Genomic DNA, 23221 nt, shown 5'->3' with positions numbered 1-23221 from the left:
CCGCAAGATCGCCGCTTAATATCAACCCCAGGACGAGGCCCGCACTCCGCTAATTTACGCCGCGAGTTGTGCCAAATGTTCTGACGACGGACAGACCGTCAGGATCTTGTAGAGCGGGATCGAAGCAACCTGGAGCAGCTCCTTTTGTGCGTCGGTGATCGCGGTGTCGTCATGGATTGCCTGGATCATACCGGCAATCAGGGCCGCAACGCGCGGGCGCAGCGCCTTCGATGCGGGAAGGCTGAGCGACTTGAAGCCGGGATCGAGGCACTTGTCCGGCTCGTCGCAGTCGAAGATCAGGACGTTTCCGTTGCTCGTCCCGTCGAGCAGTGAGGTGACCAGCGTCGAGGACGCTTCCCCGACAATCGGCACGAACTTGCCCGGCTCATCATCCTTGGGCGGGACATAGATGATCGTGCCCAGCAGCGTCATTGCATATTCGGCGAGTTCCTCGTCGAAAGTGCCATTCGGCGAGAAGAACGCGGACTTCTTGAGGATCGTCCAGGTGTAGTTTCTCGCCACGGCGGGATTTACGTCGTCATATTTGCCCGAGCCCTGCGCTGTCGTACTCGACCGCTGGCCTTTCGTGCCGCACCCGTGCTTGGCGGCTGCATAGTCGGTGAAGATGCCTTCCGAATTGCCGATCGCTTCGCAGATCGCCTTGTCGGCCAGATCGCCCTTGGGCCAGATGCCGCCCACCAGCCCCTGCGCCATCTCGCAGGAGTTGATGTTGAGGTTGTTCATGAGCTGAGCCTTCTGGCTGAACTCCTGCATGATCTTCGAGCATTCCGGGCAGACCGTGTCGATCGCCAGGCTGAAAGCAAAGCCGACAGCATTGTTGGCGACAGCCTTCAGCATCGCGACGATCTCGCTCGCGTTGATGAAGCTGAAGGAGCCGGCAAAGATGTCGATGCCGCCGCAGCCCGCACGGGCGCGCGGCAGTTGCAGATTGGCGATGTTGGTCGTCTTCTGCGGGAAGCGCGTCCAGACGTTGCCGAGGCTGTAATAGCCTGCCGACTGACCCTCGAACGCGGTCGGCCCATTGACGTTAGCGGCGCCGCCAACATCGTTGAGGAACGAGTCCATCGAACTGCCGACATCGGCCGACGCGCTGGTAAGGGGGAGGGTGGCCGCGAGGATCGCGGCGACGGCACGTTTCATCCTAGTAGTCACGTCCGGCTTCCTTCGATGTGAGGAGGTAAATGCGATCTTGAAGCTCGTCGGCGCTCATCACGCCGTAGCCGATCGGGATGGGCTGGCCCTTGGCGGCATCCCAGAGCACCACCGCCGGCGTGACCTTGGGCTCAAGCCCCATGCGGCTGCGCTGATTGGTCTCGACTGCGTAATTCGGGAAATGGCGCGAGGGGCCGCCGTCGGTCGAAATCGCGCGCACCGTGATGTGCCAGGTCGAAGCAACGCTCTGGACGATCGGCGACATGACTTCGCAGGCGCCGCAGCTCTGGGCGAAGAAGTAGAACAGCCCGTAGCGTTCGGACAGCTGCGCCATCACCGCATTGCGCTCGGCATTGCGCGTGTCCTGCCACTGGCGCTTGCCGAGCGTCGAGACCGGACGCTGGAGCGTATAGTCGAGGTCAGGATCCTGCCAGATCGCCCGCTGCCAGACATCGCTGAACAGCGATGCCCGGTCGAGCTGGGCGCGCTGAAAGCGGATATAGGCCGTCACATTGGCCGGCGTCGGTTCGAGGATCGCCTTGGCTTTCAGTTCGCGCAGATTTGCCGTGATGGCATCGAGCTGGCTCGTCGCACTCGGAGCAGGCTCAGATGCCTCCTCCCGTACTTCGGGCGGCTTGGGCCTGGCGCAATAGAACCAGTACCCAAGGCGCCGCTCCTCGCAGTAGAAGCTGTCCTGGCTATCACTGGTCGCGACCAGCGGCGGTTCCTGGCCGTGCGCCGGAGCACTGAGCGCGGGCGCAACGGCGGTGATCGAGAGGCAGGCGGCAAGCAGCCGCCGGGCGGCCTTATTGGCTGGCGCGGGCATAATAGTCCTCGATTTTCTGCTGGATTTCGGTGGCGGCCTGGATCTCATCGGGCAGGCGCGCGGCATCGGTGAATTCGGCGTAGACCTCGCTGAAATCCATCTTCGAGAGATCGAGCCGCGAAAACTCGTCGATGGTAAAGCCAAGGCACTGCTCGGTCTTGGGCTTGCCCCATGGCTTGTTCAGCTGCTGGCGGCCCTGTTCCTGCAGGATCCGCGAAAGCTTGGATTCAAAGCAGCAATAGACCTTCTTCTTGGTCAGGCAGACGCCCAGGAAGCTGTCCGAGCAATAGGTCCCGACATAGGCGCACAGGCCCTGCGCATCGCGCTGGTGAAGCAGCATTTCCTCGCGGCTGCAGCCGAGCGCGACGAGCAGCTGGATACCCGGAATGAGCGGGAAGCCTTTGCCCTTGCAGCAATTGAGCACGCCGAAGACTTTGGACGAGCAGGTATTGCGCGTGCCCTTGAACAGGGTGAGCGTGTCGGGATCGAACTCGCGTCGTGCCTGGTCCATCGCGTTGAGCGCGACGACTGCATCCTTGAACTCGTCATTGGCCTCGCGCTTGATCGTCTCGCACGAGCCATCGATGCAATAGACGTCGCCGTCGCAGATGAACTGGCTGGTATCGGCAGGCTGGTCCGGGACCGGGCAGTCGTAGACCCGCTCCCAGGTCCGACAGGGCTCACCCGAAAGGCAGTCCTCGCGCACCAGCGAGCAGCCGGGCGTGCTTTCCAGCGTCTGGCAGTCCTGAGCTTGCGTAAATTGGGCGCAGGTATAGCTGCGCGACCACGCCCAGCAGGGCTGCGTGACCGCGATGCCGTCGATAATCCGGGTGACAGGATCGCTGTCGGTGCAGGTCTCGGTGTCCTGCTGACATGAATTGTCCGCGGCAAGACCCGCGCATTGGCTTTCATCGCGGCTCGTCGTGACGACGTTCTCGCCGGTTACGGTGTAGGGCGTCGCGCCATCGACCGACGCGGTGCAACTCACGAGATCGACGCGCAGGTCGCCCGAGTTACAGCCCCAGTAGATACCGAGATAGGGATCGCACAGATTGATCGGATAAGACTGCGTGACCGTGCACTGCGGCGCCGGGTAGCGATTGCAATTGTAGATCGACGCCGGATCGACGCCGCTCCCACCGACGCAGTAGTAGCCATAGACCTGCCGCTGCTCGATCGTGGCATTCAGCGTCACCGGGCAGCTTCTGGTCTCCTGGGTCGCGGTATAGCCGACGTTGCAGGTCGCCATGTAGCGCGCTGCAGTGCCGGTTCCAGGAGGCAGGGGGACGCAGCGGCCCTGGCTCCCGCTGATGCTCATGCCGCTGGTGTAGGAGAGCGGATCGTCGTTGATGACATTGCTGCGCGCGACAACCGCGTCGAGGTCCTGGGGCGCGAACTGCGCACGGCGATCCATGGAATCGCGCATGGTCCGGTAGCCGGTGTTCGCCGTTGCCTGGCTCGCGGCTTCACGCGCCATCCGGTCGGGATCGTCGAAATAGCCCGACTGGTTCGGCACTCCCCCGAAATTGGGAATGCGGTTTGCATCCGGGTCGGTCGTCGCCGCGCTCTGCGCAGCAGCCGCCTGATCGCGCCCGAACGCCTTGCCGTCTGCCTTGGCGGCATCGGTCGTGGTTTGGGCCGAGACGCTTGCCGGCAGACAGGCGCAGGCGAGATAGAGAAGGGGAAGGAGAAGCCGCTTCATGGGTCACTCCGTTGCAGGCGGGCGAGATGCTGGGATGCGAGGAGCGCGCCGGGACCACCGCCTTGGGCGAAGGTTTCAAGCGCGTAAGACACGCTGACATTGCCGCTCATCCGGTCGTGGGGCGGAACCTCGGTCCGGCAATCGAAGCCATCGCAGAGATCGAAATCGCTGCTGGTCACCACATAGGTCGGGACTGCCTCGACCTCGAAGGCGCGAAACAGGCGCGGATCGATGCCGACCGCGTCAAGCTTGCCGCCGTCCCCTGCGACTTTCGCGAGCGCTGCGGTCAGGGTTTTGGCGCTGCCTCCTGGCAGCCCGCGAAGCACGACCACACCGCCTGCGCGCGCGACATCGTCCGCCATGGTGCGCAAGGCCGCCGGCGGCATCGAGAGCGAAGCGAAAGCGATGAAGCGGGGGGCTTCGCCCAGACCATCGCTGGCCATGGTGCCCGCGTCGGCCACCATCTTGTCGAAGTCGAAGACGTCTGTCAACGGCGGAGCAAAAGTCGGCCATTCGGCGGCGTAAAACCAGGCCATCGTGTTACATGCCGGGGGGAGTGGCGTGAGGGCGTAGCCCGAGGGCCACTCCCCCCGGCATTGGTGTAATTTTCAGGGTCTGGTTTTGGCCTTGCGGGCCCGGCTGTGCGCGAGGCGATAGCTTTCGCCGTTCATCTCGAGGATGCTGACGTGATGGGTCAGGCGATCGAGGAGCGCGCCTGTGAGACGCTCAGATCCGAAGGTTTCGGTCCATTCGTCGAAGGGCAGGTTGCTGGTGATGAAGGTGGAGCCGCGTTCGTAACGCTGGGAGATCAGCTCGAACAACAGTTCGGCGCCGGTCTTGGAGAGCGGCACAAAGCCCAGTTCGTCGATGATGAGCAGCTTGTATCCGGCCATCTGCTTCTGGAAGCGCAGAAGACGGCGCTCGTCGCGGGCCTCCATCATTTCGCTGACCAGCGCTGCCGCGGTGGTGAAGCCCACCGACAGTCCTTTCTGGCATGCTGCCAGTCCGAGCCCCAACGCTACGTGCGTCTTTCCGGTGCCTGATGGCCCCAGAGCGATGGCGTTCTCACGCCGCTCGATCCACTCGCAGCGCGCCATCTCGAGCACCTGCATCTTGTTGAGCCTGGGGATGGCGGCGAAGTCGAAGCTGTCGAGGCTTTTGACGGCGGGGAAGCGCGCGGCCTTGATGCGCCGCTCGACCATGCGACGCTCCCTGTCGATCATTTCCATCTCGACGAGGCGGGCGAGGAAGCGGATATGATCGACGCCTTCAGCGGCACATTGCCGCGCGAGCTTGTGATGCTCACGCAGGCACGTAGGCAGCTTGAGCGCCTTGAGATGGTGAGCGAGAAGGATCTCCGGGGCCTGATCGCTCATGCGGCCTCCTGCCGGTCGGAGAGCAGGCTCAGATAGGCTCTGGCAAAGGTCTTCTCGACCGTGGTGCGTGGCAGGAAGGGATAGACGTCCAGGTCCAGCCTGGGCGGTACGCGTTCGATCCGGCACAGGACGAGGTGCTTGACGGCATCGAAGCCGATGGCGCCAAGATCGATGGCCTGTTCGACCGCCGCCTGGAGATCGGCGAGGGTGAACGTTTCCAGCAGGCGCAGTACCTGCACATATTCGCGCCTGCCATGTTTGTGCATGCGCCCTTCCATCAACCGCTGCAGTGTCGTGAACGCTTCGGGCAGGTCCCAGCCCTGCAAAGGCGCAGCCTGGTCGAATGCGTTGATCTTCTGCTCGATCAGCGGGAGATAATGGAGCGGGTCGAAGACAACCTCCTCGCGGGCATAGCAACGAGGATGACGGGCGATGACTTCGCTGCGGCAGCCGATCACCACCTCATCGACATAGGCCCTGATCCAGACCTCCTGATGGCCCCAGGCCACCGGAACCGAATAATCGTTGGTCCTGTAGCGCACCAGGGATTGCGAGGAGACCCTCCCGCCTTTCTGATCGCAGGCCTCGAAGGGTGTAGCGGGCAGAGGCTGCATGGCCGCGAGATCGCGCTGCAGCCGCTCACCGATCGTCTCGCTCTGCCCGCGCACCTTGTCCTGCTGGCGCTTGCGGCATTGCTCCTCCAGCCACAGGTTGAACGCCTCCCAGGTCGGGAACTTCGGGATCGGCACCATGAAGTTGCGCCGGCAATAGCCTACCAGCCCCTCCACATTGCCTTTCTCGTTCCCCTTGCCCGGGCGAGCATAGCGGTCGCGGATCACGTAATGTGACAGGAAAGCGCTGAACAGCGTGGCACGCTGCCGCGTGCCGTCGGGCAGGATCTTCGTCACAAGGCAGCGATCGTTGTCATAGACGATCGAGCGCGGTACCGCGCCGAAAAACGCGAAGGCATGCACGTGTCCGTCCACCCAGGCCTCCGCCACCGCCGCCGGATAGGCCCGCACATAGCAGGCATCACTGTGCGGCAGATCGAGCGCGAAGAAGTAGGCCTTCTGCTCCACCCCGCCGATCTCCACCAGCGCTTCCCCGAAATCGGCCTGCGCATCTCCCGCAGGGTGCGCCAGCGGCACGAACATCTCCCGGCTGCGCTGTTCGCGCTCCCGGATGTAATCCTTGATGATCGTATAGCCGCCGGTGAAACCATGCTCGGTGCGCAAACGGTCGAATACCCGCTTCGCCGTATGGCGTTGCTTGCGCGGGACACTGCGGTCACCCTCAAGCCATCCATCAATGATCGCCACAAACCCGTCCAGCTTCGGGCGCTGCGGTACGGACTGGCGCCGGTAACCCGGCGGCGATGAAAACGACAGCATCTTGCGTACCGTTTCGCGCGACACATTGAAACGCTTCGCCGCCGCCCGTTGGCTCATGCCATCCGCGCAAGCCAGACGGACCTGAAGATAAAGTTCCACGCTGTAGATCCCCACACCTCCCTGACTCGGCAGAAAGGCTTCAAGGTGGACGACTTTTACGCCGCCCGCAGCAGGACTATCCCGCCGCTACCGTGGTCGAATATTGCTCCGCCGTTCTCACCCAGGACGAGGCCCGCACTCCGCTAATTTACGCCGCGAGTTGTGCCAAATGTTCTGACGACGGACACAGCGCGTCACCTCGTGCAACATCGCGACATTTGCCATTTTCCGCAATTTGTAGCACAATGCGTAGCACAAAAGAGGCGCTGCGGATGGCAATCAGGAAGTTCACCGATCCCTGGATAAGAGGCCTGAAGAAGGCCGCGCCGGGAACGCGCGATCTGTGGTCCGACAAAGCCGAGGCCGGCCTCAGCCTCATGGTCAACGACAAGGGGCGAGTGACGTTCCTGCTGTTCACCCGCTTTCCGCAGGCCGACGGCACGCCTGGCAATCCGTCGCGACGAGTGCTGGGGGATTATCAGCCTCGCGATGACCGCGGTCATCCACGACCGGTGAAGCGCGGGGTGGAAAAACTCACGCTCGAAGCGGCCCGGGCAAAAGCGCGGCAGTGGAAGGCGGCGATCGCGAATGGCATTGATCCGACGAAACCGGATCCTGCGGGCGACAGCCAGGAAGGGGCGGATGATGAGAGCGGGGCCGAGCTTTTCGAGTCGGTCTATGGGGAGTTCATGAAACGGCATGTCCTGAAGGAAGGACAAAAAGACTTTCGAGGACGCCCGGTGCCGCCGCTGCGTTCGGCCCGGGAAATCCAGCGCCTGTTCGAACGCTATATTCTCGATGACGCCGACGGCCACCCCCGATGGCGCGGCCGGGATATCAGAAGAATCCGGAGAGCCGATGTCACGGCGCTTATGGACGATGTCCAGGACAAGAGCGGGACGGGGCAAGCGGACGCTGTGCTCGCCCAGATCTCATCGCTCTGCAATTGGTATGCAGCGCGGGCTGACGGCTATGTTTCGCCGATCATCAAAGGCATGAAGCGCGCCGACGGCAGCCGCCGCGCCCGCAAGCGTATTCTGGACGACCGCGAGATCTGGCTGCTGTGGAAAGCCACAAACGGAGCCGATCCCTTCAACGGGCTTGTCCGGATGGCTTTGCTGACCGGGTAACGCCGGGCGAAGCTCGCGGACATGCGGCATGCTGACCTTTCCCCGGACGGCGTCTGGACGATACCGGCAGAGGACAGGGAAAAGGCCAACGCCAGCTTTCTGAAACTGCCGCCGCTGGCGATGGACATCATTCGGGCCCAGCCGCGTCACGCGTCCAGTCCCTTCGTCTTTCCGGGCCGTTTCGACGACCGACCGCAAAATGGGTTCAGCAAGGCGAAAGCGCAACTCGACGCCGCGATTGCGAAGAAAGGCGGGGATGCGATCCCGCGCTGGGTGATCCACGACCTCAGAAGAACGGCGAAATCGCTGATGGCAAGAGCCGGGGTACCCGCGCATATTTCCGAGCGGGTGCTCGGGCATGCGATCCCCGGCGTCGAAGGGATCTATGATCGCCATCATTATCTCGAGGAGAAGGCCGCCGCCCTGCGGAGCCTGGCCAAGCTTGTAAATGGCATCGTCACGAAACCGACGCCTCCTGAGAAAATCCCGCCAGCGCCGCGCCGCCGGATTTCGACGAAAAAGGGAGACTCCTAAAATTTGTCCGTATAAGGACAATTATATTGTATTCTTTCGTCTATGAGGCCATATATGGCCAATGTTTGAGACGCCCATCGAAATGGCCCAGGCAATCGGCCACCGTATTCGTGCGCGCCGCCTCGCGATGGGTTGGGGGCAGGTTGAGGCCGCGGATCGCGCCGGGGTATCCTATCGCACATGGCGGCGCCTGGAAACCGAAGGCAAAGCGTCGATCGACGATCTAGTGCGTGCCGCGATCGCGCTCCGCTGCGAGCAGGATTTGAAGGCGTTGTTTCCGGAACCCCCGGCGGCCAGCATGGATGAACTGCTCGAGCGCCAGAAGAAGGTCGGGAACGGCGCGGATCGTCGCGTCCGGGCGCCGCGGCGGTCCGTATGAAGCTTGCTCTGGGCACGCCGCTGCAGATCGGGCTGTGGCAGGAGGAAGGAAGCCGGGCCGAACCGGTAGGCCGACTGGCGATGGGACGGGGGCGTGCCGTGCTCGAATGGTCACCGGAAATGGTGGCGGGCAAACGCCCGATCGCCCCCGCGCTCTACCCGGCGGAACCCGGTCTCCACGAGGCCCGCAGCCGAGACTTCGATGGTCTCCACGGGTTTCTTGCCGATAGCTTGCCCGAGGGGTGGGGGGCGCTGCTGATGAAACGGCGCCTCGCGAAACTCGATGTCCGATGGGAGGATCTGGATGGTGTCGACCGTCTGGCGCTGGTCGGCCGGCAGGGGCGCGGCGCCTTGGTCTATGAGCCTGCCACCACACCGGTCGAGGATGTCGCGACGCTCGATCTCGATGCGCTGGCGGCGGAGGCGCGTTCGATCTTGCTGGGGGACGAGGCGAGGCTGGCCGACACGCTGGCGACGCTCGCGGGGGCTTCGGGTGGCGCCCGCCCGAAGATCCATGTCGGTTTTTCGCCAGATGGAGGCATTCACGTCGCCGAAGGCGAGGTTGCCGCCGGGTTCGAGAGCTGGATCATCAAGTTTCGGGCGCTGACGGACCCCATCGATATCGGCGCTGTCGAGGAAGCCTATGCGCGTATGGCGCGGGCTGCCGGTATCGTCATGGCGCCGTCGCGCCTGTTGCCGGCGAAGGATGGCCCCGGCTATTTCGCGGCCAGGCGTTTTGACCGGCCTCAGCGGGGACGGCGCGTGCATATGGTCTCGCTGGCTGGTGCGATCGAAGCGCCGCCCCATGCGCCGAGCATAGACTATGATGGATTTCTTCGCGCGGTGCAGGGGATAACCCGGCATGCGGACGACCTGGACCAGGCTTTCAGGCGCATGCTGTTCAATATTCTGGCGTACAACAGGGACGATCACACCCGGCAGCATGCGTTTCTGCTCGGCGCCCGGGATCAATGGCGTCTCGCCCCCGCCTATGACCTCACCTTCTCCCATGGGCCGGGCGGTGAACATTATCTCGCGGTCGAAGGGGAAGGGCGGGCGCCGACCCGCGCACATGTCGTGCGGCTCGCGAAACGTCACGGACTATCGGACGGTTCGGTATCGGACATGATTGACGCAGTCCGGGCGAGTCTCGCCCAATGGCCGCTCCATGCGGAGGAGTTGGGGGTTACTGCTTCGCGTGAGGAGGTCGCCGAACGGCTCGCGCATATGAACAGAATCTTCTTCTGAGCGGTGTTGCGCATGCCCTATAGGCCATGACCGACGCCTGCGCGGCGACGAGCCTCCTTTCTGATATCCTCCATCGAACTGGGGCCGATACCCGAAGCGAGGGACTCATCGACCATAGTCTGCATGGCAGCGATCTTCTCCCGCCGTTCCTGATCGCGGCGAATCAGATCGCGTACATAGTCACTGGCATTGCTACACTTGCCAGTCGCGGCCTGTCCCTCGACCCATTCCTTCATCGCGTCGGGGAATGAAACATTCATTGTAGCCATAGGGATACCTCTGACCGCCTATGTGCTCTTTTTAGCAAACATTGTCAAAATTCTAGGATTACATTGACTGCTTTCGACTCCGCCACGCCGTGGTGACGGCAGGTCCGCGATCGAGACGGGTTTCCCGATAGTCGGGTCATTACCGGCGCCGCTGGCTTCGGCTGTCTGGACGGCTGCGGGTGTCAGCGTCAACATCGTCGCCAGGACTTTACGGCGGCCGTTGTCGTCATCGCCGAAGTAGTAGACCAAGGATTTCGACCGTGTGCTGGGGACCCTTTTGATCCGGGCCGATGGCTGGCTGATGATACAGGAATGTGACTGGGAGGAAGTCCGCTCGAAGAACGGCCGAACCCCGCATTACCCTTCGTGGGATCACGCAGAGCCATAAACAAGAGATGGCGTGACCTCGATTTTCATAGCGACTTCCGCTTCTATGGATCAGAAGGGGCTGGCGGTGAATGGCATGAATATGTTGCCCGATTCACCTGCGGCACGCTTGAGGCTATCGATATCGTGCCGAAAGCTTCCTATCCTCAGTCCGAAGCATCGGCGAGGGAAAGGAAAGCGCCGCATAGCACAGTCGCGACAGCAAAAGATGATCTCACGCCAGGTCGGCGGCTCGACGAGATATTTGCAGTCTTGCCCGATGATCGTCGCGTTGAGGTGGAAAGCCGGATAGCCGAGCTGATCGTCGAGATGGCAAGGGAACTGGATGACTCTTGAGCATAGCTGGCGGCGGGAGAGGGCCGTGACCGCTGGTCGCGGCCTCGGACATTCATCCACGTGAGAGTTCAGTTGCGGAGCATGGGCAACTAGCTGGTCAATCGGATATCCGTCTCAGGTCGATGCAGCTAAGTCGGACAAACCGGAACGTCGCCTTTCAGTAGCGCTGATTGGGATAGCGGACGTTTCAGACGGCGAACAGGTTTGCCAGCTTCGCGCCCCTGATTGGCATTCATACAAGTTGGGACTGCACCCGCAGGCGGACGCGATCAGCTCTCGGCACCGACCAAATGAAAAGGCAGTTCGAAGCCCTCCCGGCCCGCCATATACCGCCGTTTCTACTACGCCAGATTAGTGATTACCCGGCGATGAGCAGCCAGCCTTTCTCGCGAGCCTCATAAACTTGGCCGCGCCCGGTGCCGATGCCGCGGCCGTGCTGGAGGAAGCATAGCGCGCAGACATTGGCGGCTATCCCGGCCTTGAGGCTCGCATCGACCATGAAGCGCAGCGGCACGAAGCTCGTCCCGCACAGATTGCAGTCGTCAATATCTCCACACCAATAGAGCTCGTCTGTTCGGCGAGGTTCGTCGGCGAGCATTGCAGCAAGCTGCCGCTCAGCTATGTGCAGGTCGCTGTTGACGAAGGTCTGGATCGTCTCGGCGAAGCCTTGATCGACCCGCATGAAGATCTCGACTAGCTTGCCGACCTCTTCCTGGTACTCGTCGATCATGAGGTTGATCGAGCGGATTTCGCCCTTAACCGGTACGATCGACGACCCTTGTGCGCGGATGCGCTCGGGCTTCTTTCCGGTACCGCGGAACACTGAATAGCGCAAACCAAGATCGGTCATGATGTCCCGGTTCATCGTCCGGTTCTCGCCGAAATGGCAGGCGAGGAAATAGCCGAAGCTGTCGCCCGAGAAATGCTCCACCATCACCTTGTCGAAATCGGGTGGCGAGCCGTCCCATTCGGGCAATCCGATGAAGCGCTCGGTATCGCCGTCATGCATAATGTCGAGCCGGAAAGTGGGCACATAGCCCGGAAATCCGAAGGCAGAGCTGGCGATCGCCCGCAATATGTCCTCGGGGCAATAGGCGATCAGTTCAATCCGCGCGCTTCCGCTCTTGCGCTCGGCGTAGCGGATCAGCTGGGCGACCGTGCCGAGCCAGGCTTCGTTGAAGAAGAAGACATTCTCCACCCGCGCACGCAGTGCCTTCATCTGCGGCGGGGAATCGGTGCGCGCCGAGAAGCGCAGGCGACAGTCGGACTCGCCGCCGTCGCCGCGAATTTCCTCGATGATCGTCGCATCGCTCAGCCACGGATCGACGAAGCGGCCGAACCGGTGGACGACGATGTCCTCTTGCGCGCCGTCCTCGAACCAGCGGGCGCCTTTCTCCGGCCCCGCAATCTCGGCGCTATCGGCGTTGATGATGGCATAGGGCGCCCCGCCATGGAGGTGCCACACGGCGTCGGAGGCCTCCGCCACCAAATCCTCGGCTTCGGTCAGGTCGTCGATGCTCTCGCGAAATTCCGCAAGCTGGTCGTCGTCGAACGCCGCTTCGATCAACGCCATATAGTCGCCAAAGCGCAGCTCGCGCTGCGCGAAATAGAGGAAGGACCGCCCGCGCAGGGCCGGCTTTGTCCCACGGCTCTGGATCAGTACGAAGTCGGTGAGCCCGAAATTCTCAACGCGCCGGGCGATCACCGGCACCGCCTTTGTTGCCGTCTCCGCGTCCGGGAACCCCCACAGAAAATGTCGGACCCCGATCTTGCGTTCGGTCGAAACCGCGACCGGCGTCACCGGCTCGACCGCAAAGACCACGCCTTCATCGTCGAGAATGATCGCACCGGCGGTCACCTCGAAGGGTGCCGACGCGGCGAATTCCGCATAGGGGACGGCCAGCTCGTGCCACTCGACCGACAGGAGGATCAGCCGGATATCGGTGTCCTTGAGCAGAGACTTTTCGCGCAGCAACGGCACATATTTATAGAGTTCCTGGATCGCTTCGCGCGCAGCCTTGTCGGTCCGCTTGATCTCGATAATGACCAGCTTGCCTTCGGTATCGCGCGCGAAGATATCGAGAAAGCCCGACGCCCTCTGGGCATTGGGCAGGTGGAACTCGGTGTCGAGAAGCGTCAGCCCCGGCTCGATCAGATCGAGCTGCGCGGCGAGATGATCGCGGATATCCGCTTCGATGATCGTTCTGGCCATCGCCCGCCCTTCAGATATCGTCATCCCAGCCCTGGTCCCAAGCGCCGTCACGCTCCATCCAGCCTACCAGCCGGCGGATCGTGAACACGATTTCGCATAGTTGCACCGGCTCAATCGGACGGCTGTGCATGGTCGGACGGCGATGGGTGTTGAGGCGTTCAAGATCGACCTTCAGCCATTCGGCGTGGTCGAAGATCGTTTCGAACATTTCGCCCCAATTGTCCTTGCGCAGGATGACGCCGATCAAATCGCCAAGGTCGGTGTAGTGAATCAGCGACAGCTGCGGCTCGCCCGCGCGCATCGCCTCGCGCCGACGCCCCTTGGCGCGTGTGGTGACATCCCCGGGCACACGCTGCTTGAACCAGTTCGGGCCGGCGACAGCTTCGAGTTTCGCCGAAACAAATGCCCTCAGCGCATTTTCGAACGCGTCGATCGCGCCGAACGCGCCCATCTTCGGGCGACTCGCCATGATACGCAGCTTAACCGGGCCAGCCTCGACCACCGCGGTCATCGTCCCTGCGCGCGTGCGCCGGCCCTCGACCACGCCGCTTTCGATCAGCACCTGCACGGTCGCAGCATTGTCGGCATCGATCAGCCCATCATCGACGTCCTGATCGCGATAATAACGGGCGCGTTCGCGCGGATCGCGCCAGTAAGGCCGATCGAGCATGGCGGGTGTGCTATAGCCGCCGAGCAGAGCCGCATAGGCGGCCTGGCTGCCACCTGCACCCGGCCCCAGAACATCGATCGCGCCCGCAAACAGCGACATCTTGGTAGTAGTGGTGTCAATTCCCGCGAACCGCCGGCCAAACCCCGCCGCCTCGGAAAATGCGCCGCTCGCTTTGAGACCAGCGGTGGCCTCGACGATGCTGCCTGCGGCCAAGTTCAGCGCCTCGAACTGCTTGCGATATTTGTCGCCGGTGCCGAGCAACGCGGCATAGTCGCGCGCGCTCGTGCCCGTCAGCGCATCGGCCCAATGCTGCGACCGCGACAGAGCGCCGAGCGCCGTCCGGTCGATATCAAGCGCCGCGCGCATGCCAGCCGAAAGCCCCGCATAGTGCTCGGTCAGCTTCTTCATCGCCTCGGAGATGCGATCGTCGAGCGGGTGGCCGAAGCGGTGCCCGTCGAGGAACGACACTTCGCCGCCGTGCGGTGCGCGATGCCGAAAGCCGTGGTGTCGATCCGTCCGATCTTACCCATTGCTTCCTCGACGGCGCTGCGCATCGGACCGAATTTCTCGAACGGATCGGGCAGATTGAGCGCCTCGATCTTGAGCTGGGCGAAGGCCGATCCGGTCTTGAACATGGGGTCGACCGCGGCGAACTTGCCGCTGGCGATCGCCATCGCCTTTTCCATTTCGGGCGAATAGAGCCCGCGCGCCGCGCGGCTGATAGCATCGTCGCGAAATGCCCCGAGCGCCGCCAGCTTGTCGATCGAACGCTGCGTTTCCAGCGCACGCTCAAGTGCATTTGAAGTGCGGAGGCCGAGCGAGCCCCCTGCCAGATCCCTAAGTGATTTCCCCGAACCGGTCATTGCCGTCCCGCCCCTTGGTTGTGCTTGCGCCATGATATAGGAAGCGGGACCACTCATTTCACCCAGCGTCACGACGTCTGTCGCTCCGACTAATGCCGCCGACGCGGACAAGGTGGCCGGCCCTGCAGTGACCTCGCCGGTGGCGAAAATCCTCGTTGTCCAGCGCACAAGAATGAACGCGGGGCTAGGGGCAGGATTTGGGAGCGTGATTAGTGCAATCTCATCAGCCGACCGACGGATAGCTGGGAAAGCAAACTTAATGGCCGCTTTGGAGCATGCAGAATCCGCGCGGGAATGACGACATAGTCGATAGCGGCCGTCTGCTATCGTAGCGCTACAGCGTAGGAATAGTGCTCATCTTCATCGGGTGTGGCCCGCCTTCCCGCAGTACGCCGCAGTTTGCCGCCGCGGCTACGCCGCCCAATTCCTAGAGGTGGCTGTTGAGATACAGCGCTGTCACGGGCTATCGCCTAGAGCGCCGGCTTGCGGTGTCAGTGCGTCTGCCCGATGGTCGCGTTCTGCAACAGCTCCGACCCCAACGCGCATCAATCCATGCGCAGTCGTCACTCGGCATCTTCGGCTCGCATCGGCCCCGCATTGCGTCGCCGCCGAGCCGGTGACGCCTTAACTGAACTTTCGCGTCCCGATCGGGATGACTCACTCGGCTGTGGCGGCGGGGTGTCCGCTCCCGGCTCCACCAAGTCTGGGCGAGGATCGCTGTCGAAGCGAATGCGATAGCCGTGTGCGTCCGCCACTTCGGTCTCGCGCGCGAAGCTCGCCAGCATGGCCCCGAGCCAAGGGTTCTGCGGATCGGGATCGAAGCGCATCGCCACCGACAAACCGTCGCCATAGTCACGGTAGCGCAGACGCCGGAACAGCTGCTCCGGAACGAGATAAGCAACCCCGCAGGCTGTCTGCGCGCTGTAGACAGGCGTATCGTTCATCGAAAACTCGTAGCCCTCGGCCTGCCCTTCGAGCCGGGTAATGACGAGGTCCGCAGGCTTCCGCGCAGGATCGGGCCGATGAGACCACTGCCAGTCGAGCAGCCATTCGGGATGGGACATGCTGGCAATCACTAGGACAGGCGCATCGCCCGCCTCCCGGATGCGCGCGCTACCGTCGCGCACAGCGTGCCAAAACTCCTCGGGCGTCCGCCCCTCGATATCGTCGAACGAAGCGGCATTCAGCACGTCGTGCCAGACGACTGCGGCAACCTGCCGCGCCGTCGCCTCGCGCCACCAGTCCTCCTCATTCACCACGAGCTGTTCCATCAGGGGTGCCGTGTAGGCCCCTTTGCTCGCGTTGCTGACTTTCAGCGTGAATTCCGTCAGTGCGTCTGGCGTCGAGACGATCTCGGAAAAGAGATTCAGCGGGAACTCGTCGGGAACGAAGGCCTGAGAGCCGGCCGCGACCGCAAGTGCGCGCATCCGATCCGGATCGATCTGGGCATTGACGATGGCTTGGTCGCGCCGCCCCACCAGTAGCGCAAGCGCCTGCTCGACCAGCAGCCGGGCGTTGTCCAGCCGTGCCTCAAACGATAGCGCGTCAGCCTCATCGACCAGCGCCCCCGCCACGGCACGGCCTTGGTCTGTATCGATTTCGGCGAACGCATCCCGCAACGTTGCGAGATAGCGTTGACGGCGGCGCAGTGCTTCGTCGTCGGCGTCGGTCAGTAAGCGGCGCAGGTCGGCCGTAATGCCTTGCGATCCTGCCGCCGCTGCCACCATCGCCAGAGCATGCGCGATGGGTAGCGCCTCGAACGAGAAGCCGCCCGACGAACTGTAGATGCGCAGCGACACCCACGGCCGTTCGCCCAGTCTGCCCAAGCTCTCGAGCAAATGTTCGAACGTCGCAGCATAGCTGCGCTCGGCGAAGCGCTCGCCTGAGCTCGTAATGCGCAGCGATGATATGAGTATGTCCGCAGCCGACATTGGCTGTTCGTCGTGGTGACCGACGTCACCGCGATCGTGCGGCTCGTTGCGCAGGAGCATCCGCGCCGCTTGGAGCACCGTATCCGGCACGGTGTCGTGCATCGCCCAGTGGATCGCCACGCTTGCCAGCGTGACGACGTGATCGCGCCATGCATTGTGAATGATCGCGCCGAACACCACTGGGGCCGTGATTTCCCTGCCGTCGACCGGCGGCGCCAGCCGTTCGCTCATCTGCTGCCAATCCAGCTCCAGCCCTTCGAGCGTCAGCGCTTCGGATCGCAAGAGCCAATATGCCCCTCGGGACTCCCATCCGCGTTCGGCCTGAGCCTTCCAGTGCAGGAGAAGATCGCACGTCCAGTTTGTGGCAAGGCGATCGCCGGACCAGATCGCGCGGGCGGCCAACCGCGTTGTCGAATCGAGATGATCGAGCACGTTCACGGCGATACGACCGAGCTCCGCCCAGCTCCGCTCCCGGTTCCCGCGCCGGCCCGGCACGCTGACGACGACATGGAGCAGCCGCTCCCAGCCCGCGACCATATCGCGCCACGCACCCGCGTAGGTGTCGCCCAGGCGTAGCAACGAGAAGCCGGCGCGAGGGCTGGACGCTCCGGCGTTCTCTGCCCGATTCTGATCGACGGCCCACTCCATGAGCCGGTAGGACACGAAGTCGGCGAGGCGCAGCACCGATGTCAGTGCTTTTGGCGTTACCTCGCGCCCCGCCCGGCCGTAGATGTTTGCCCCGAGATAGGCGACGCGGCCGAAGAACTCCGGTTCGTCCGGCAACCGCTCGACTGCACGGCGGATCATGTCGCGATAGGCTTGGCTCCAGCTTTCGGAAAGCGTGCGCCCGCCGGCCAGCCCCCAGCCGGAACTCATCTGGCCATAGTTGATATCCTCGTCGTCCAGTTGGGCGAGTTTGTAGAGGAAGGCATGGAACTCGATCAGGTCGGAGAGTTGCGAAGAAAACTCGTCGGCCTGCCTTGCGTCGATGAGTGCGATCAGGTCGGCGATCATCTCGCGAACAGCGTCGCCGTTTCGTCGATGCTGCCATGATCTTCACCGACACGGCGAAACCGGAACGATGCCCGGATGCCCCAGCGCGCGATCGGCGTTAGCGGCAGCGTCGCGCGCGCCAGCACGACTTCCCCCTCATAATTAATCCCGGGATCGACCGGAGTGCCGAAATCGTGAACGCGGCCGTCGTCGAACGCGCGGGCTTCGGCAAGCCATGTCCGTGCCACGGGTGCCAGCAATGCCAGGCGGACGTCGACGAGTCGCACCTTGCGGCGCAGGCGTCGCGCTACCCGCGGCTCGCCGAACTCGGCCAGAGCCGAGTACCAAGTCCGCACACCGCCACCGCGATCGAAAAGATCCACCTGGTCCCCGTCGAGCAGATAATCATACGCCACCGCGTTGCTCCACCGGTTGCGTATGACCGTCTCGTTCAACTCGCGCGGCCATACGACGTTGGCGACATAGGCACGAATGATCGGCGCACGCCGCGCCGGATGGAGGAAGGCGATGGTGCGCAGGACGAAGTAGACCAGCGCGCCGACATTGCCGATGAACCACGCAAGGTTAAGCATCGTCATGATGGCACCGGTCGCCTCGGTCCGCGATGCAAACGGAAGCTGCAGCGCGATGGCGACGCACAGCAGCAATGAACTCACGCCGACGAAGACCGCCATCGAGGATTCGGCGTAGATGGTGAGCCTGGAGGCGAACGCCGCTCGGCCCTGATTGAGCAGGCCGACAAAGGCGATGACCAATGGAAACACCAGACCAATCAAGGCCGCCTGAACGCCGAGGACGGCGATGTTGACCGTCCAGAAATCCCGAAACTCGAGTCTTGCGACGTCCGTGACATTGATGCGGGAAAGCCATCCGAGGCTCCCGATCAACTGCACCCCAGCGTAGATCAGGACGATGATGAGTATCGAGCGCATCGGCGAGCTTGCCCACCAGCGCATGACCCGTGTCAGTCGTGAGTGACGGTAAGTCCTCGCCGTCGCATTGCTGTCGAGCTGCTTGGCGACGATATCGCGTGCGATGCTTGCAAGACCTGGCTCGAACAAGCCCCGAATCAACGAACCCAGCAGCTTGGTCTGCCGCCATACACTGTGCAGCGCAGCCTTGAGCACCTTCATCAAGCCACGAGTCCTTCCCCCTCAATCCGCAGCGCTGCTGACAGACCGTTTTCAAGGTCACGGATTACCCCAACCGTCTTCGGTGTCCTAGCACGACTGCCACGACGCGGTCTTCGCGCTCGATCGACGACGCGCGATGTTTGGTTGCAACTTCGCTGTTTTCCGCGCGCGTCGGTGCTGTTCGAAGGCGACGCTCGACGCGTGGCGTCGAGACATGCAATTCTCGCGCATTCCCGGGGGCGGCACGGTAGAATGTCTCATGCCCTATTCCGCTGCCCAACTCGAACAGCTCGCCGACGCCTACCGAGAATGGACGGACCGCCGTGACGCTCTCGCGACTGCGATCCTGACGAGAGCCTATGCGACCGAGCGTGCCAAGGAGTTCGCCACCCATGGCCTAAGCCGCAGGATCGGTATGCTCCAGCATTGCCTCGATCGCGTCTTCGAGTGCGTGCCGCCGGAAGCTGAGCAGCCGACGCGATACGAGCTGATGGATGCGACCGCGTTCGTTCAAAGCTTCGTGATCAATGTCTATGGTGCGATCGACAATCTCGCGCACATATGGTGCCTCGACGCTGCCATCGTAGACCCCCGGGGACGTCCGCTCGCGCCTGGCCGCATCGGGCTGACTCCGAAGAACGAGTTTGTCCGGGGGTCCTTGCCGGCGGCTCTTCAGGCCTACCTCGCCAATCATGACGAATGGTTCGGGTATCTCGAAAACTATCGCCATGCGCTTGCACACCGCATCCCACTCTATATTCCGCCGCGCCAGCTCGACCCGCCCGCGCAGGCGGAGTTTTATGATCTCGATCAGCAGCGGTCGGAAGCGATCCGGCGCCATGATTGGGAGCGCGTAGATACGCTTCAGTCAGCGCTCGACCGTGTCGGAGTCTTCGAACCCTACATCATGCATTCGTTCGGCGAGCAGGCCCAACCGATGCGTTTCCATGCGCAGCTCGTTTGCGACCTCGCCACCGTCGTCGAAATTGCCGAACGTGTCTTGGACGCGCTGGAATGGCGCGCGGCGCATGGCGAACAGCCGGAGGAACCGGCGTGAGCAACGATGCCGCCACCACTCCTGAGAGGCCAGCCGCCACTGACGATGCCGCTCCCGCTCCGCGCAGCTGGCTTAACTGGCGCGCCGTGCGCGCTGCCTCCGTGCCGTCGCAGACCGTCGAAATGCGCTTGTATTCCGATGCGTGGTTCGTTGCCGAGGCGCGTGGATTCGGACCGTACAGCTTTCTCAACCCGGTTCCGTCGACGAGGCGGGGTGCGATGTATGAACTCAAGCCTGGCGTCGTGCTGCGAGCGGGCGTTGCTTTGCCTCCGGATGCGCGCGTCCCCCTTGTCACGAGCGACGACCATTATCACGGTGGCACGCTGTTCGATGAAGTAACGGCACTTGCCTCGCTGCTGCTCGACGCTCGCCTGGTGGCTGGTCCGATCGACCGCGAGTTCGGCTGGGATGACGACCCGCTCGGCCGTCCGCGCGCGCATGATACATCGCACCTGCCGGTCCTGCCGATAACCAACCGGGCACCGCAGATCCCGCGTCTGCACGGACAGCGCGACCTCCGCCATCTGGCCGGCCTCGCATCCTATCCGCTGCTGGAAGCGCGGTCAGCGATCGCCTTGGTCAAAGCGGCCCGCCTGTTCCAGAACGCACTTTGGATCGCGGACTCCGCGCCGGAAACCGCTTGGCTTCTCCTCGTCTCTGCGCTGGAGACGGCTGCGAACCACTGGGACGGAGAAACCAAGACGCCGATCGAGCGACTGACGACCACCTATCCCAGGCTCGTATCCCTGCTGGTCGAGCATGACCGCGAAGCGCTGGTGCCGAAAGTCGAAGATACTGAAAGGGATCATCGGATCGACCGACAAGTTCGTCACCTTCGTCGAGACGTTCGCGCCGCCGGTTCCGGAGGAGCGGCCGGCGCACGGCCGCTTCGATTTCACGCCGGAGAATTTAAGTGCGGCTCTGCGCCGGATCTACAAGCTCCGTTCTCGGGCGCTCCACGCTGGCACGCCCTTCCCATTTCCGATGTGCCACTCGCCCGACATTTTCGACGGTGTGGCAGAAGAGGTGCCGACCGGACTGGCAGCAGGCGCCTTGGGCGCTACGTGGGCGGTTGATGACACGCCCATGCTGCTTCACTTCTTCGCCTATCTCGCGCGCGGCGCACTTATCAACTGGTGGCGCACGCTCGTACCGGCGGACGCGCATGGCGGGAGACGAGGGTGACGGGCGGTCGGAGGTACTTCGTGGCGGCGCTATAGTAGTGCCACAGCGTAGATGAAGAGCTCATCATTGTCGGGCGTAGCCCGCCATATCAGATCGGGTGAACGATCGGCAGGTTTAAGGTGGATCGATCGACACGTCGAACGTCAGTTATGTCGGCGATTGCCGACTCGGGCGTTGAATGGATTGAACGGCAGGTTGGTTCAGTCTTACCTTCCCTTAGTAACCTGAAAGGCGATCAGCCTCGTCCTCTGTCCGCGGTCGCTTGGCCAACAGGTTTCATGGATGACGCGGAAGGCGTAAAATACTCTTTCGCCAGATTGTGGTCACGCAAGGGTAAGGGGCGGTAGCTCCGACGCTTGTCATGATCAGTGACAAGACCACCGCCTAGCCGTTCAATCACGCTCGGGTGAAGATCCGCATGGGGATGGACCTCTCGCAGAGCCTCCGGCCAGGTCATTCTCCATCCCGCGGGCAACCAATGTTGCCAACCAGCCTCCATGAACGCCTTCCTTTCGTCATGCTGCATTCCGAGAGGGTCGGGCCAGAGAAACAGGCGAGACCGGTCGAGCAAGATCGGATGTTCGAGTTCGTCGAGTTGTTCGACCATCCAGCCCAGCGCGATGTCGGATAGGCGAGATTCGTCCTCCGGATGGCTACCACCAATGTCGGAGTGATTACCGGCAAACCAGACTTGGCGAAGCCAAGGCGGATCAAGGCCTTCCATCCGCTGCACGTCATGCGAATAGGCCCAGCCTGCGACAGGAAAATGCTTCCGGTTCTCATCAATGGCGCGGGCATGACGAGCGTGTTTTACATTGGTATCGAGAAAGCGGTCATAGTTCTTCATCCGCCAGACTGCATAATGAACGTTCTTGTCCCCGGCATTCGGCCAATCGCGAATGACCTTCCGCTGGCGTAAGCGTGTCATCACTAGCTTGTAACCGACCCAGAGCAAGGGGATGCCGAACGCGACGGTCAGCACCGTCGATTTCCAGACGAAAGCGGCGAGAGCCGCTAGCGATAGGAAAATGAAAAGGCTTGCGATGATGATGCTCAATGCGCGGCTGGCCCCCAGCGACGCCACAGTATCGAAGACGCCGACGAAGTAGGGCGCCACATTGCCTTGTTCCTCGCCATCCTGTCCCGAGCCGCAGCAGTCGTATTTTGCCCGGAAACGCCTAGCCTTCTCCTCCCGCTCACTCTCATATTTCTCGCGAGTGTGTCCCGAACCGTGCTCATAGACCTCGAACACAGCCTCTTCGGCCAGATCCCTTAGCGCCCGTCCGCCCCGGGGAACCGGAGATCCGTCGGGCATGCGCGAGGGAACGCCGCACAAGTTCATGACATTGGCCACGCAGCGCGCGGTGTAGGCTCCCCGGCTAAACCCGAAGAGGTAGACTCGGTCACCAGGCTCATAGACCTTGATGATCGCTTCGTAGCAATCGGCGATGTTATCGCTGATGCCCGTCCCGAAGGCCGCTCCGAAAATTCGCGAGATCTTTTGCAGCCAACTCGCACCTGCCTCGCCTGTGCCGAGACCGGCATCGTAGAAAGCAACCTGCTTGGCGGGGTCGATATGCGAATCCACACCTGAACGCGAAGCGCGATAGAGCTTGTAGATGTTGGACAGGCGCTGGTCCGGCTTGAGCCCGCCGAACTGCCCGGTTCCATCGGAGAAGATCAGGATATTTTTAACCATCCCCGCTTGATACGTTCAGATCAAATCAAGAACAAGGCTGGTGGCTAGTAAATACACAGGGCCTCCCAGGGGCTGCAGCCCACTGCTTCGACGGGACAGCGTTCACGATCTCGCGGAGATCCTACTTTCGAGCGCCCAGTGCAACTCGGTGATCGCGCAGGATCGCAGCTACCGACGCGCTGGGCCAATGCGGGGAATGACGGCTATGTTGGCGGGAGCGGTCAATGCTCAGTCCAACTCACGTAGTTTGATCAAGCCAAAGGCCGTTGGTGGGTCATGTATCAATCTCGTCAAAGGCATCAATGACTGCCTGGACGCGTTCATCGTCACGGAGTCCCCTGTGCAAGGCGCTCGTGATGATGTCGGCACGGGAACGGCCCGTGCGCCTTGCTATGTGATCCACGCGATCGAGCAATTCGGTCGGTAGGCTTATCGCTATTTGCTCTTCCATCCACCTATCTTGCCTCAAGCTTCTCCGCGCGTCACCTCCGGCCTCGCTCTGGACTAACTAGAGTGTCCGGCGTCAGCGCCAATGGCACAGATTTGAGGTTGTGAATTAAGGAGGATTTGGGCTTCGTCGTAGTGACGAAGGAACGAAGATGAAGCCC

At 62.5% G+C, this 23221-nt stretch carries 20 protein-coding genes and 1 pseudogene; 7 read left to right on the top strand and 14 right to left on the bottom strand.

The genetic code is table 11. The features are described 5' to 3' along the window. Nucleotides 1–93: 93 nt before the first annotated feature. The 6 genes and pseudogenes from GGR43_RS22050 to istA all read right to left on the bottom strand — a co-directional run. Nucleotides 94–1161, bottom strand: a pseudogene (locus GGR43_RS22050) (conjugal transfer protein TraH); the annotation flags it as partial. 1 nt (nucleotide 1162) lies between these two features. Further along, on the bottom strand, nucleotides 1163–1999 hold the full coding sequence (locus GGR43_RS22045; protein ID WP_188073944.1) for a conjugal transfer protein TraF: 837 nt from the start codon (nucleotides 1997–1999) through the stop codon (nucleotides 1163–1165). Next, nucleotides 1980–3701, bottom strand: coding sequence for a conjugal transfer protein TraN (locus tag GGR43_RS22040; RefSeq protein WP_188073943.1), 1722 nt, complete (start codon nucleotides 3699–3701; stop codon nucleotides 1980–1982). Before GGR43_RS22040 ends, GGR43_RS22045 begins: the two co-directional genes overlap by 20 nt. Continuing rightward, nucleotides 3698–4237, bottom strand: coding sequence for a type-F conjugative transfer system pilin assembly protein TrbC (gene trbC / locus GGR43_RS22035; protein ID WP_246343980.1), 540 nt, complete (start codon nucleotides 4235–4237; stop codon nucleotides 3698–3700). Before trbC ends, GGR43_RS22040 begins: the two co-directional genes overlap by 4 nt. A gap of 72 nt (nucleotides 4238–4309) precedes the next feature. Further along, nucleotides 4310–5077 carry an IS21-like element ISSsp5 family helper ATPase IstB gene (istB, locus tag GGR43_RS22030; RefSeq protein ID WP_007686288.1) on the bottom strand — a complete coding sequence of 256 codons (768 nt, stop codon included), beginning with the start codon at nucleotides 5075–5077 and terminating at the stop codon, nucleotides 4310–4312. Continuing rightward, nucleotides 5074–6567: an IS21 family transposase gene (istA, locus tag GGR43_RS22025; RefSeq protein WP_011950768.1), complete on the bottom strand. Its 1494-nt coding sequence runs from the start codon at nucleotides 6565–6567 to the stop codon at nucleotides 5074–5076. Before istA ends, istB begins: the two co-directional genes overlap by 4 nt. Nucleotides 6568–6839: 272 nt before the next feature. Between istA and GGR43_RS22020 the strand changes: the two genes are divergently transcribed. The 4 genes from GGR43_RS22020 to GGR43_RS22005 all read left to right on the top strand — a co-directional run bounded on the left by GGR43_RS22020 (nucleotide 6840) and on the right by GGR43_RS22005 (nucleotide 9857). Continuing rightward, nucleotides 6840–7697 (top strand): Arm DNA-binding domain-containing protein, encoded by an 858-nt coding sequence (locus GGR43_RS22020; protein WP_188073942.1) that lies wholly within the window; start codon nucleotides 6840–6842, stop codon nucleotides 7695–7697. 21 nt (nucleotides 7698–7718) lie between these two features. Continuing rightward, on the top strand, nucleotides 7719–8231 hold the full coding sequence (locus GGR43_RS22015; RefSeq protein ID WP_188073941.1) for a site-specific integrase: 513 nt from the start codon (nucleotides 7719–7721) through the stop codon (nucleotides 8229–8231). A 61-nt stretch (nucleotides 8232–8292) separates the two neighbouring features. Beyond that, nucleotides 8293–8610, top strand: coding sequence for a helix-turn-helix domain-containing protein (locus GGR43_RS22010; RefSeq protein ID WP_188073940.1), 318 nt, complete (start codon nucleotides 8293–8295; stop codon nucleotides 8608–8610). Continuing rightward, nucleotides 8607–9857: a type II toxin-antitoxin system HipA family toxin gene (locus GGR43_RS22005; RefSeq protein ID WP_188073939.1), complete on the top strand. Its 1251-nt coding sequence runs from the start codon at nucleotides 8607–8609 to the stop codon at nucleotides 9855–9857. The genes GGR43_RS22010 and GGR43_RS22005 overlap by 4 nt, the downstream gene beginning before the upstream one ends. A 17-nt stretch (nucleotides 9858–9874) precedes the next feature. Here GGR43_RS22005 and GGR43_RS22000 read toward each other — a convergent pair whose 3' ends face one another. Beyond that, nucleotides 9875–10117, bottom strand: a complete 243-nt coding sequence (locus GGR43_RS22000) for a type II toxin-antitoxin system ParD family antitoxin (RefSeq protein ID WP_281392569.1) — start codon at nucleotides 10115–10117, stop codon at nucleotides 9875–9877. A gap of 375 nt (nucleotides 10118–10492) precedes the next feature. Here GGR43_RS22000 and GGR43_RS21995 point away from each other — a divergent pair, with 375 nt between their 5' ends. Beyond that, nucleotides 10493–10849 carry a hypothetical protein gene (locus tag GGR43_RS21995; RefSeq protein WP_188073937.1) on the top strand — a complete coding sequence of 119 codons (357 nt, stop codon included), beginning with the start codon at nucleotides 10493–10495 and terminating at the stop codon, nucleotides 10847–10849. A 358-nt stretch (nucleotides 10850–11207) separates the two neighbouring features. Here the strand turns inward: GGR43_RS21995 and GGR43_RS21990 are convergent, their stop codons facing one another. The 5 genes from GGR43_RS21990 to GGR43_RS21970 form a co-directional block, all read right to left on the bottom strand. Further along, nucleotides 11208–13061 (bottom strand): endonuclease NucS domain-containing protein, encoded by a 1854-nt coding sequence (locus GGR43_RS21990; RefSeq protein ID WP_188073936.1) that lies wholly within the window; start codon nucleotides 13059–13061, stop codon nucleotides 11208–11210. Nucleotides 13062–13071: 10 nt separating this feature from the next. After that, complete coding sequence (locus GGR43_RS23925) at nucleotides 13072–14199, bottom strand: Swt1 family HEPN domain-containing protein (RefSeq protein ID WP_188073935.1); 1128 nt, start codon at nucleotides 14197–14199, stop codon at nucleotides 13072–13074. After that, complete coding sequence (locus GGR43_RS21980; protein ID WP_188073934.1) at nucleotides 14136–14594, bottom strand: hypothetical protein; 459 nt, start codon at nucleotides 14592–14594, stop codon at nucleotides 14136–14138. Before GGR43_RS21980 ends, GGR43_RS23925 begins: the two co-directional genes overlap by 64 nt. Before the next feature lie 563 nt (nucleotides 14595–15157). Beyond that, a complete protein-coding gene (locus tag GGR43_RS21975) occupies nucleotides 15158–17539 on the bottom strand; it encodes a hypothetical protein (protein WP_188073933.1) in 2382 nt (793 codons plus the stop codon). Next, on the bottom strand, nucleotides 17536–18675 hold the full coding sequence (locus GGR43_RS21970) for a hypothetical protein (protein ID WP_188073932.1): 1140 nt from the start codon (nucleotides 18673–18675) through the stop codon (nucleotides 17536–17538). Before GGR43_RS21970 ends, GGR43_RS21975 begins: the two co-directional genes overlap by 4 nt. A 256-nt stretch (nucleotides 18676–18931) precedes the next feature. Between GGR43_RS21970 and GGR43_RS21965 the strand changes: the two genes are divergently transcribed. Continuing rightward, nucleotides 18932–19729, top strand: coding sequence for a hypothetical protein (locus GGR43_RS21965; protein ID WP_188073931.1), 798 nt, complete (start codon nucleotides 18932–18934; stop codon nucleotides 19727–19729). Further along, complete coding sequence (locus tag GGR43_RS21960) at nucleotides 19726–20805, top strand: hypothetical protein (protein ID WP_188073930.1); 1080 nt, start codon at nucleotides 19726–19728, stop codon at nucleotides 20803–20805. Before GGR43_RS21965 ends, GGR43_RS21960 begins: the two co-directional genes overlap by 4 nt. Before the next feature lie 344 nt (nucleotides 20806–21149). Here GGR43_RS21960 and GGR43_RS21955 read toward each other — a convergent pair whose 3' ends face one another. Together GGR43_RS21955 and GGR43_RS23980 are read right to left on the bottom strand one after the other, a co-directional pair. Then, a complete protein-coding gene (locus GGR43_RS21955) occupies nucleotides 21150–22613 on the bottom strand; it encodes a DUF2235 domain-containing protein (RefSeq protein ID WP_188073929.1) in 1464 nt (487 codons plus the stop codon). Nucleotides 22614–22887: 274 nt separating this feature from the next. Further along, the gene (locus GGR43_RS23980; RefSeq protein WP_188073928.1) at nucleotides 22888–23064 is read right to left on the bottom strand and encodes a ribbon-helix-helix protein, CopG family; all 177 of its coding nucleotides are present in this window, start codon (nucleotides 23062–23064) and stop codon (nucleotides 22888–22890) included. Nucleotides 23065–23221 lie beyond the last annotated feature (157 nt).

Source organism: Sphingobium jiangsuense, assembly GCF_014196495.1.
GTDB lineage: Bacteria > Pseudomonadota > Alphaproteobacteria > Sphingomonadales > Sphingomonadaceae > Sphingobium > Sphingobium jiangsuense.
This window is presented reverse-complemented; position numbering and strand designations above follow the sequence as displayed.

Excerpts from the sequence above, each read along its gene's own strand:
- GGR43_RS21980 (WP_188073934.1), bottom strand. The coding sequence starts at position 14,594 with ATGACCGGTTCGGGGAAATCACTTAGGGATCTGGCAGGGGGCTCGCTC.
- GGR43_RS22045 (WP_188073944.1), bottom strand. The coding sequence starts at position 1,999 with ATGCCCGCGCCAGCCAATAAGGCCGCCCGGCGGCTGCTTGCCGCCTGC.
- GGR43_RS22010 (WP_188073940.1), top strand. The coding sequence starts at position 8,293 with ATGTTTGAGACGCCCATCGAAATGGCCCAGGCAATCGGCCACCGTATT.
- trbC (WP_246343980.1), bottom strand. The coding sequence starts at position 4,237 with ATGGCCTGGTTTTACGCCGCCGAATGGCCGACTTTTGCTCCGCCGTTG.
- GGR43_RS21975 (WP_188073933.1), bottom strand. The coding sequence starts at position 17,539 with ATGATCGCCGACCTGATCGCACTCATCGACGCAAGGCAGGCCGACGAG.
- GGR43_RS22015 (WP_188073941.1), top strand. The coding sequence starts at position 7,719 with ATGCGGCATGCTGACCTTTCCCCGGACGGCGTCTGGACGATACCGGCA.
- GGR43_RS21955 (WP_188073929.1), bottom strand. The coding sequence starts at position 22,613 with ATGGTTAAAAATATCCTGATCTTCTCCGATGGAACCGGGCAGTTCGGC.
- GGR43_RS22020 (WP_188073942.1), top strand. The coding sequence starts at position 6,840 with ATGGCAATCAGGAAGTTCACCGATCCCTGGATAAGAGGCCTGAAGAAG.
- GGR43_RS21965 (WP_188073931.1), top strand. The coding sequence starts at position 18,932 with ATGCCCTATTCCGCTGCCCAACTCGAACAGCTCGCCGACGCCTACCGA.
- GGR43_RS22005 (WP_188073939.1), top strand. The coding sequence starts at position 8,607 with ATGAAGCTTGCTCTGGGCACGCCGCTGCAGATCGGGCTGTGGCAGGAG.
- GGR43_RS21990 (WP_188073936.1), bottom strand. The coding sequence starts at position 13,061 with ATGGCCAGAACGATCATCGAAGCGGATATCCGCGATCATCTCGCCGCG.
- GGR43_RS23980 (WP_188073928.1), bottom strand. The coding sequence starts at position 23,064 with ATGGAAGAGCAAATAGCGATAAGCCTACCGACCGAATTGCTCGATCGC.
- istB (WP_007686288.1), bottom strand. The coding sequence starts at position 5,077 with ATGAGCGATCAGGCCCCGGAGATCCTTCTCGCTCACCATCTCAAGGCG.
- GGR43_RS22040 (WP_188073943.1), bottom strand. The coding sequence starts at position 3,701 with ATGAAGCGGCTTCTCCTTCCCCTTCTCTATCTCGCCTGCGCCTGTCTG.
- GGR43_RS22000 (WP_281392569.1), bottom strand. The coding sequence starts at position 10,117 with ATGAATGTTTCATTCCCCGACGCGATGAAGGAATGGGTCGAGGGACAG.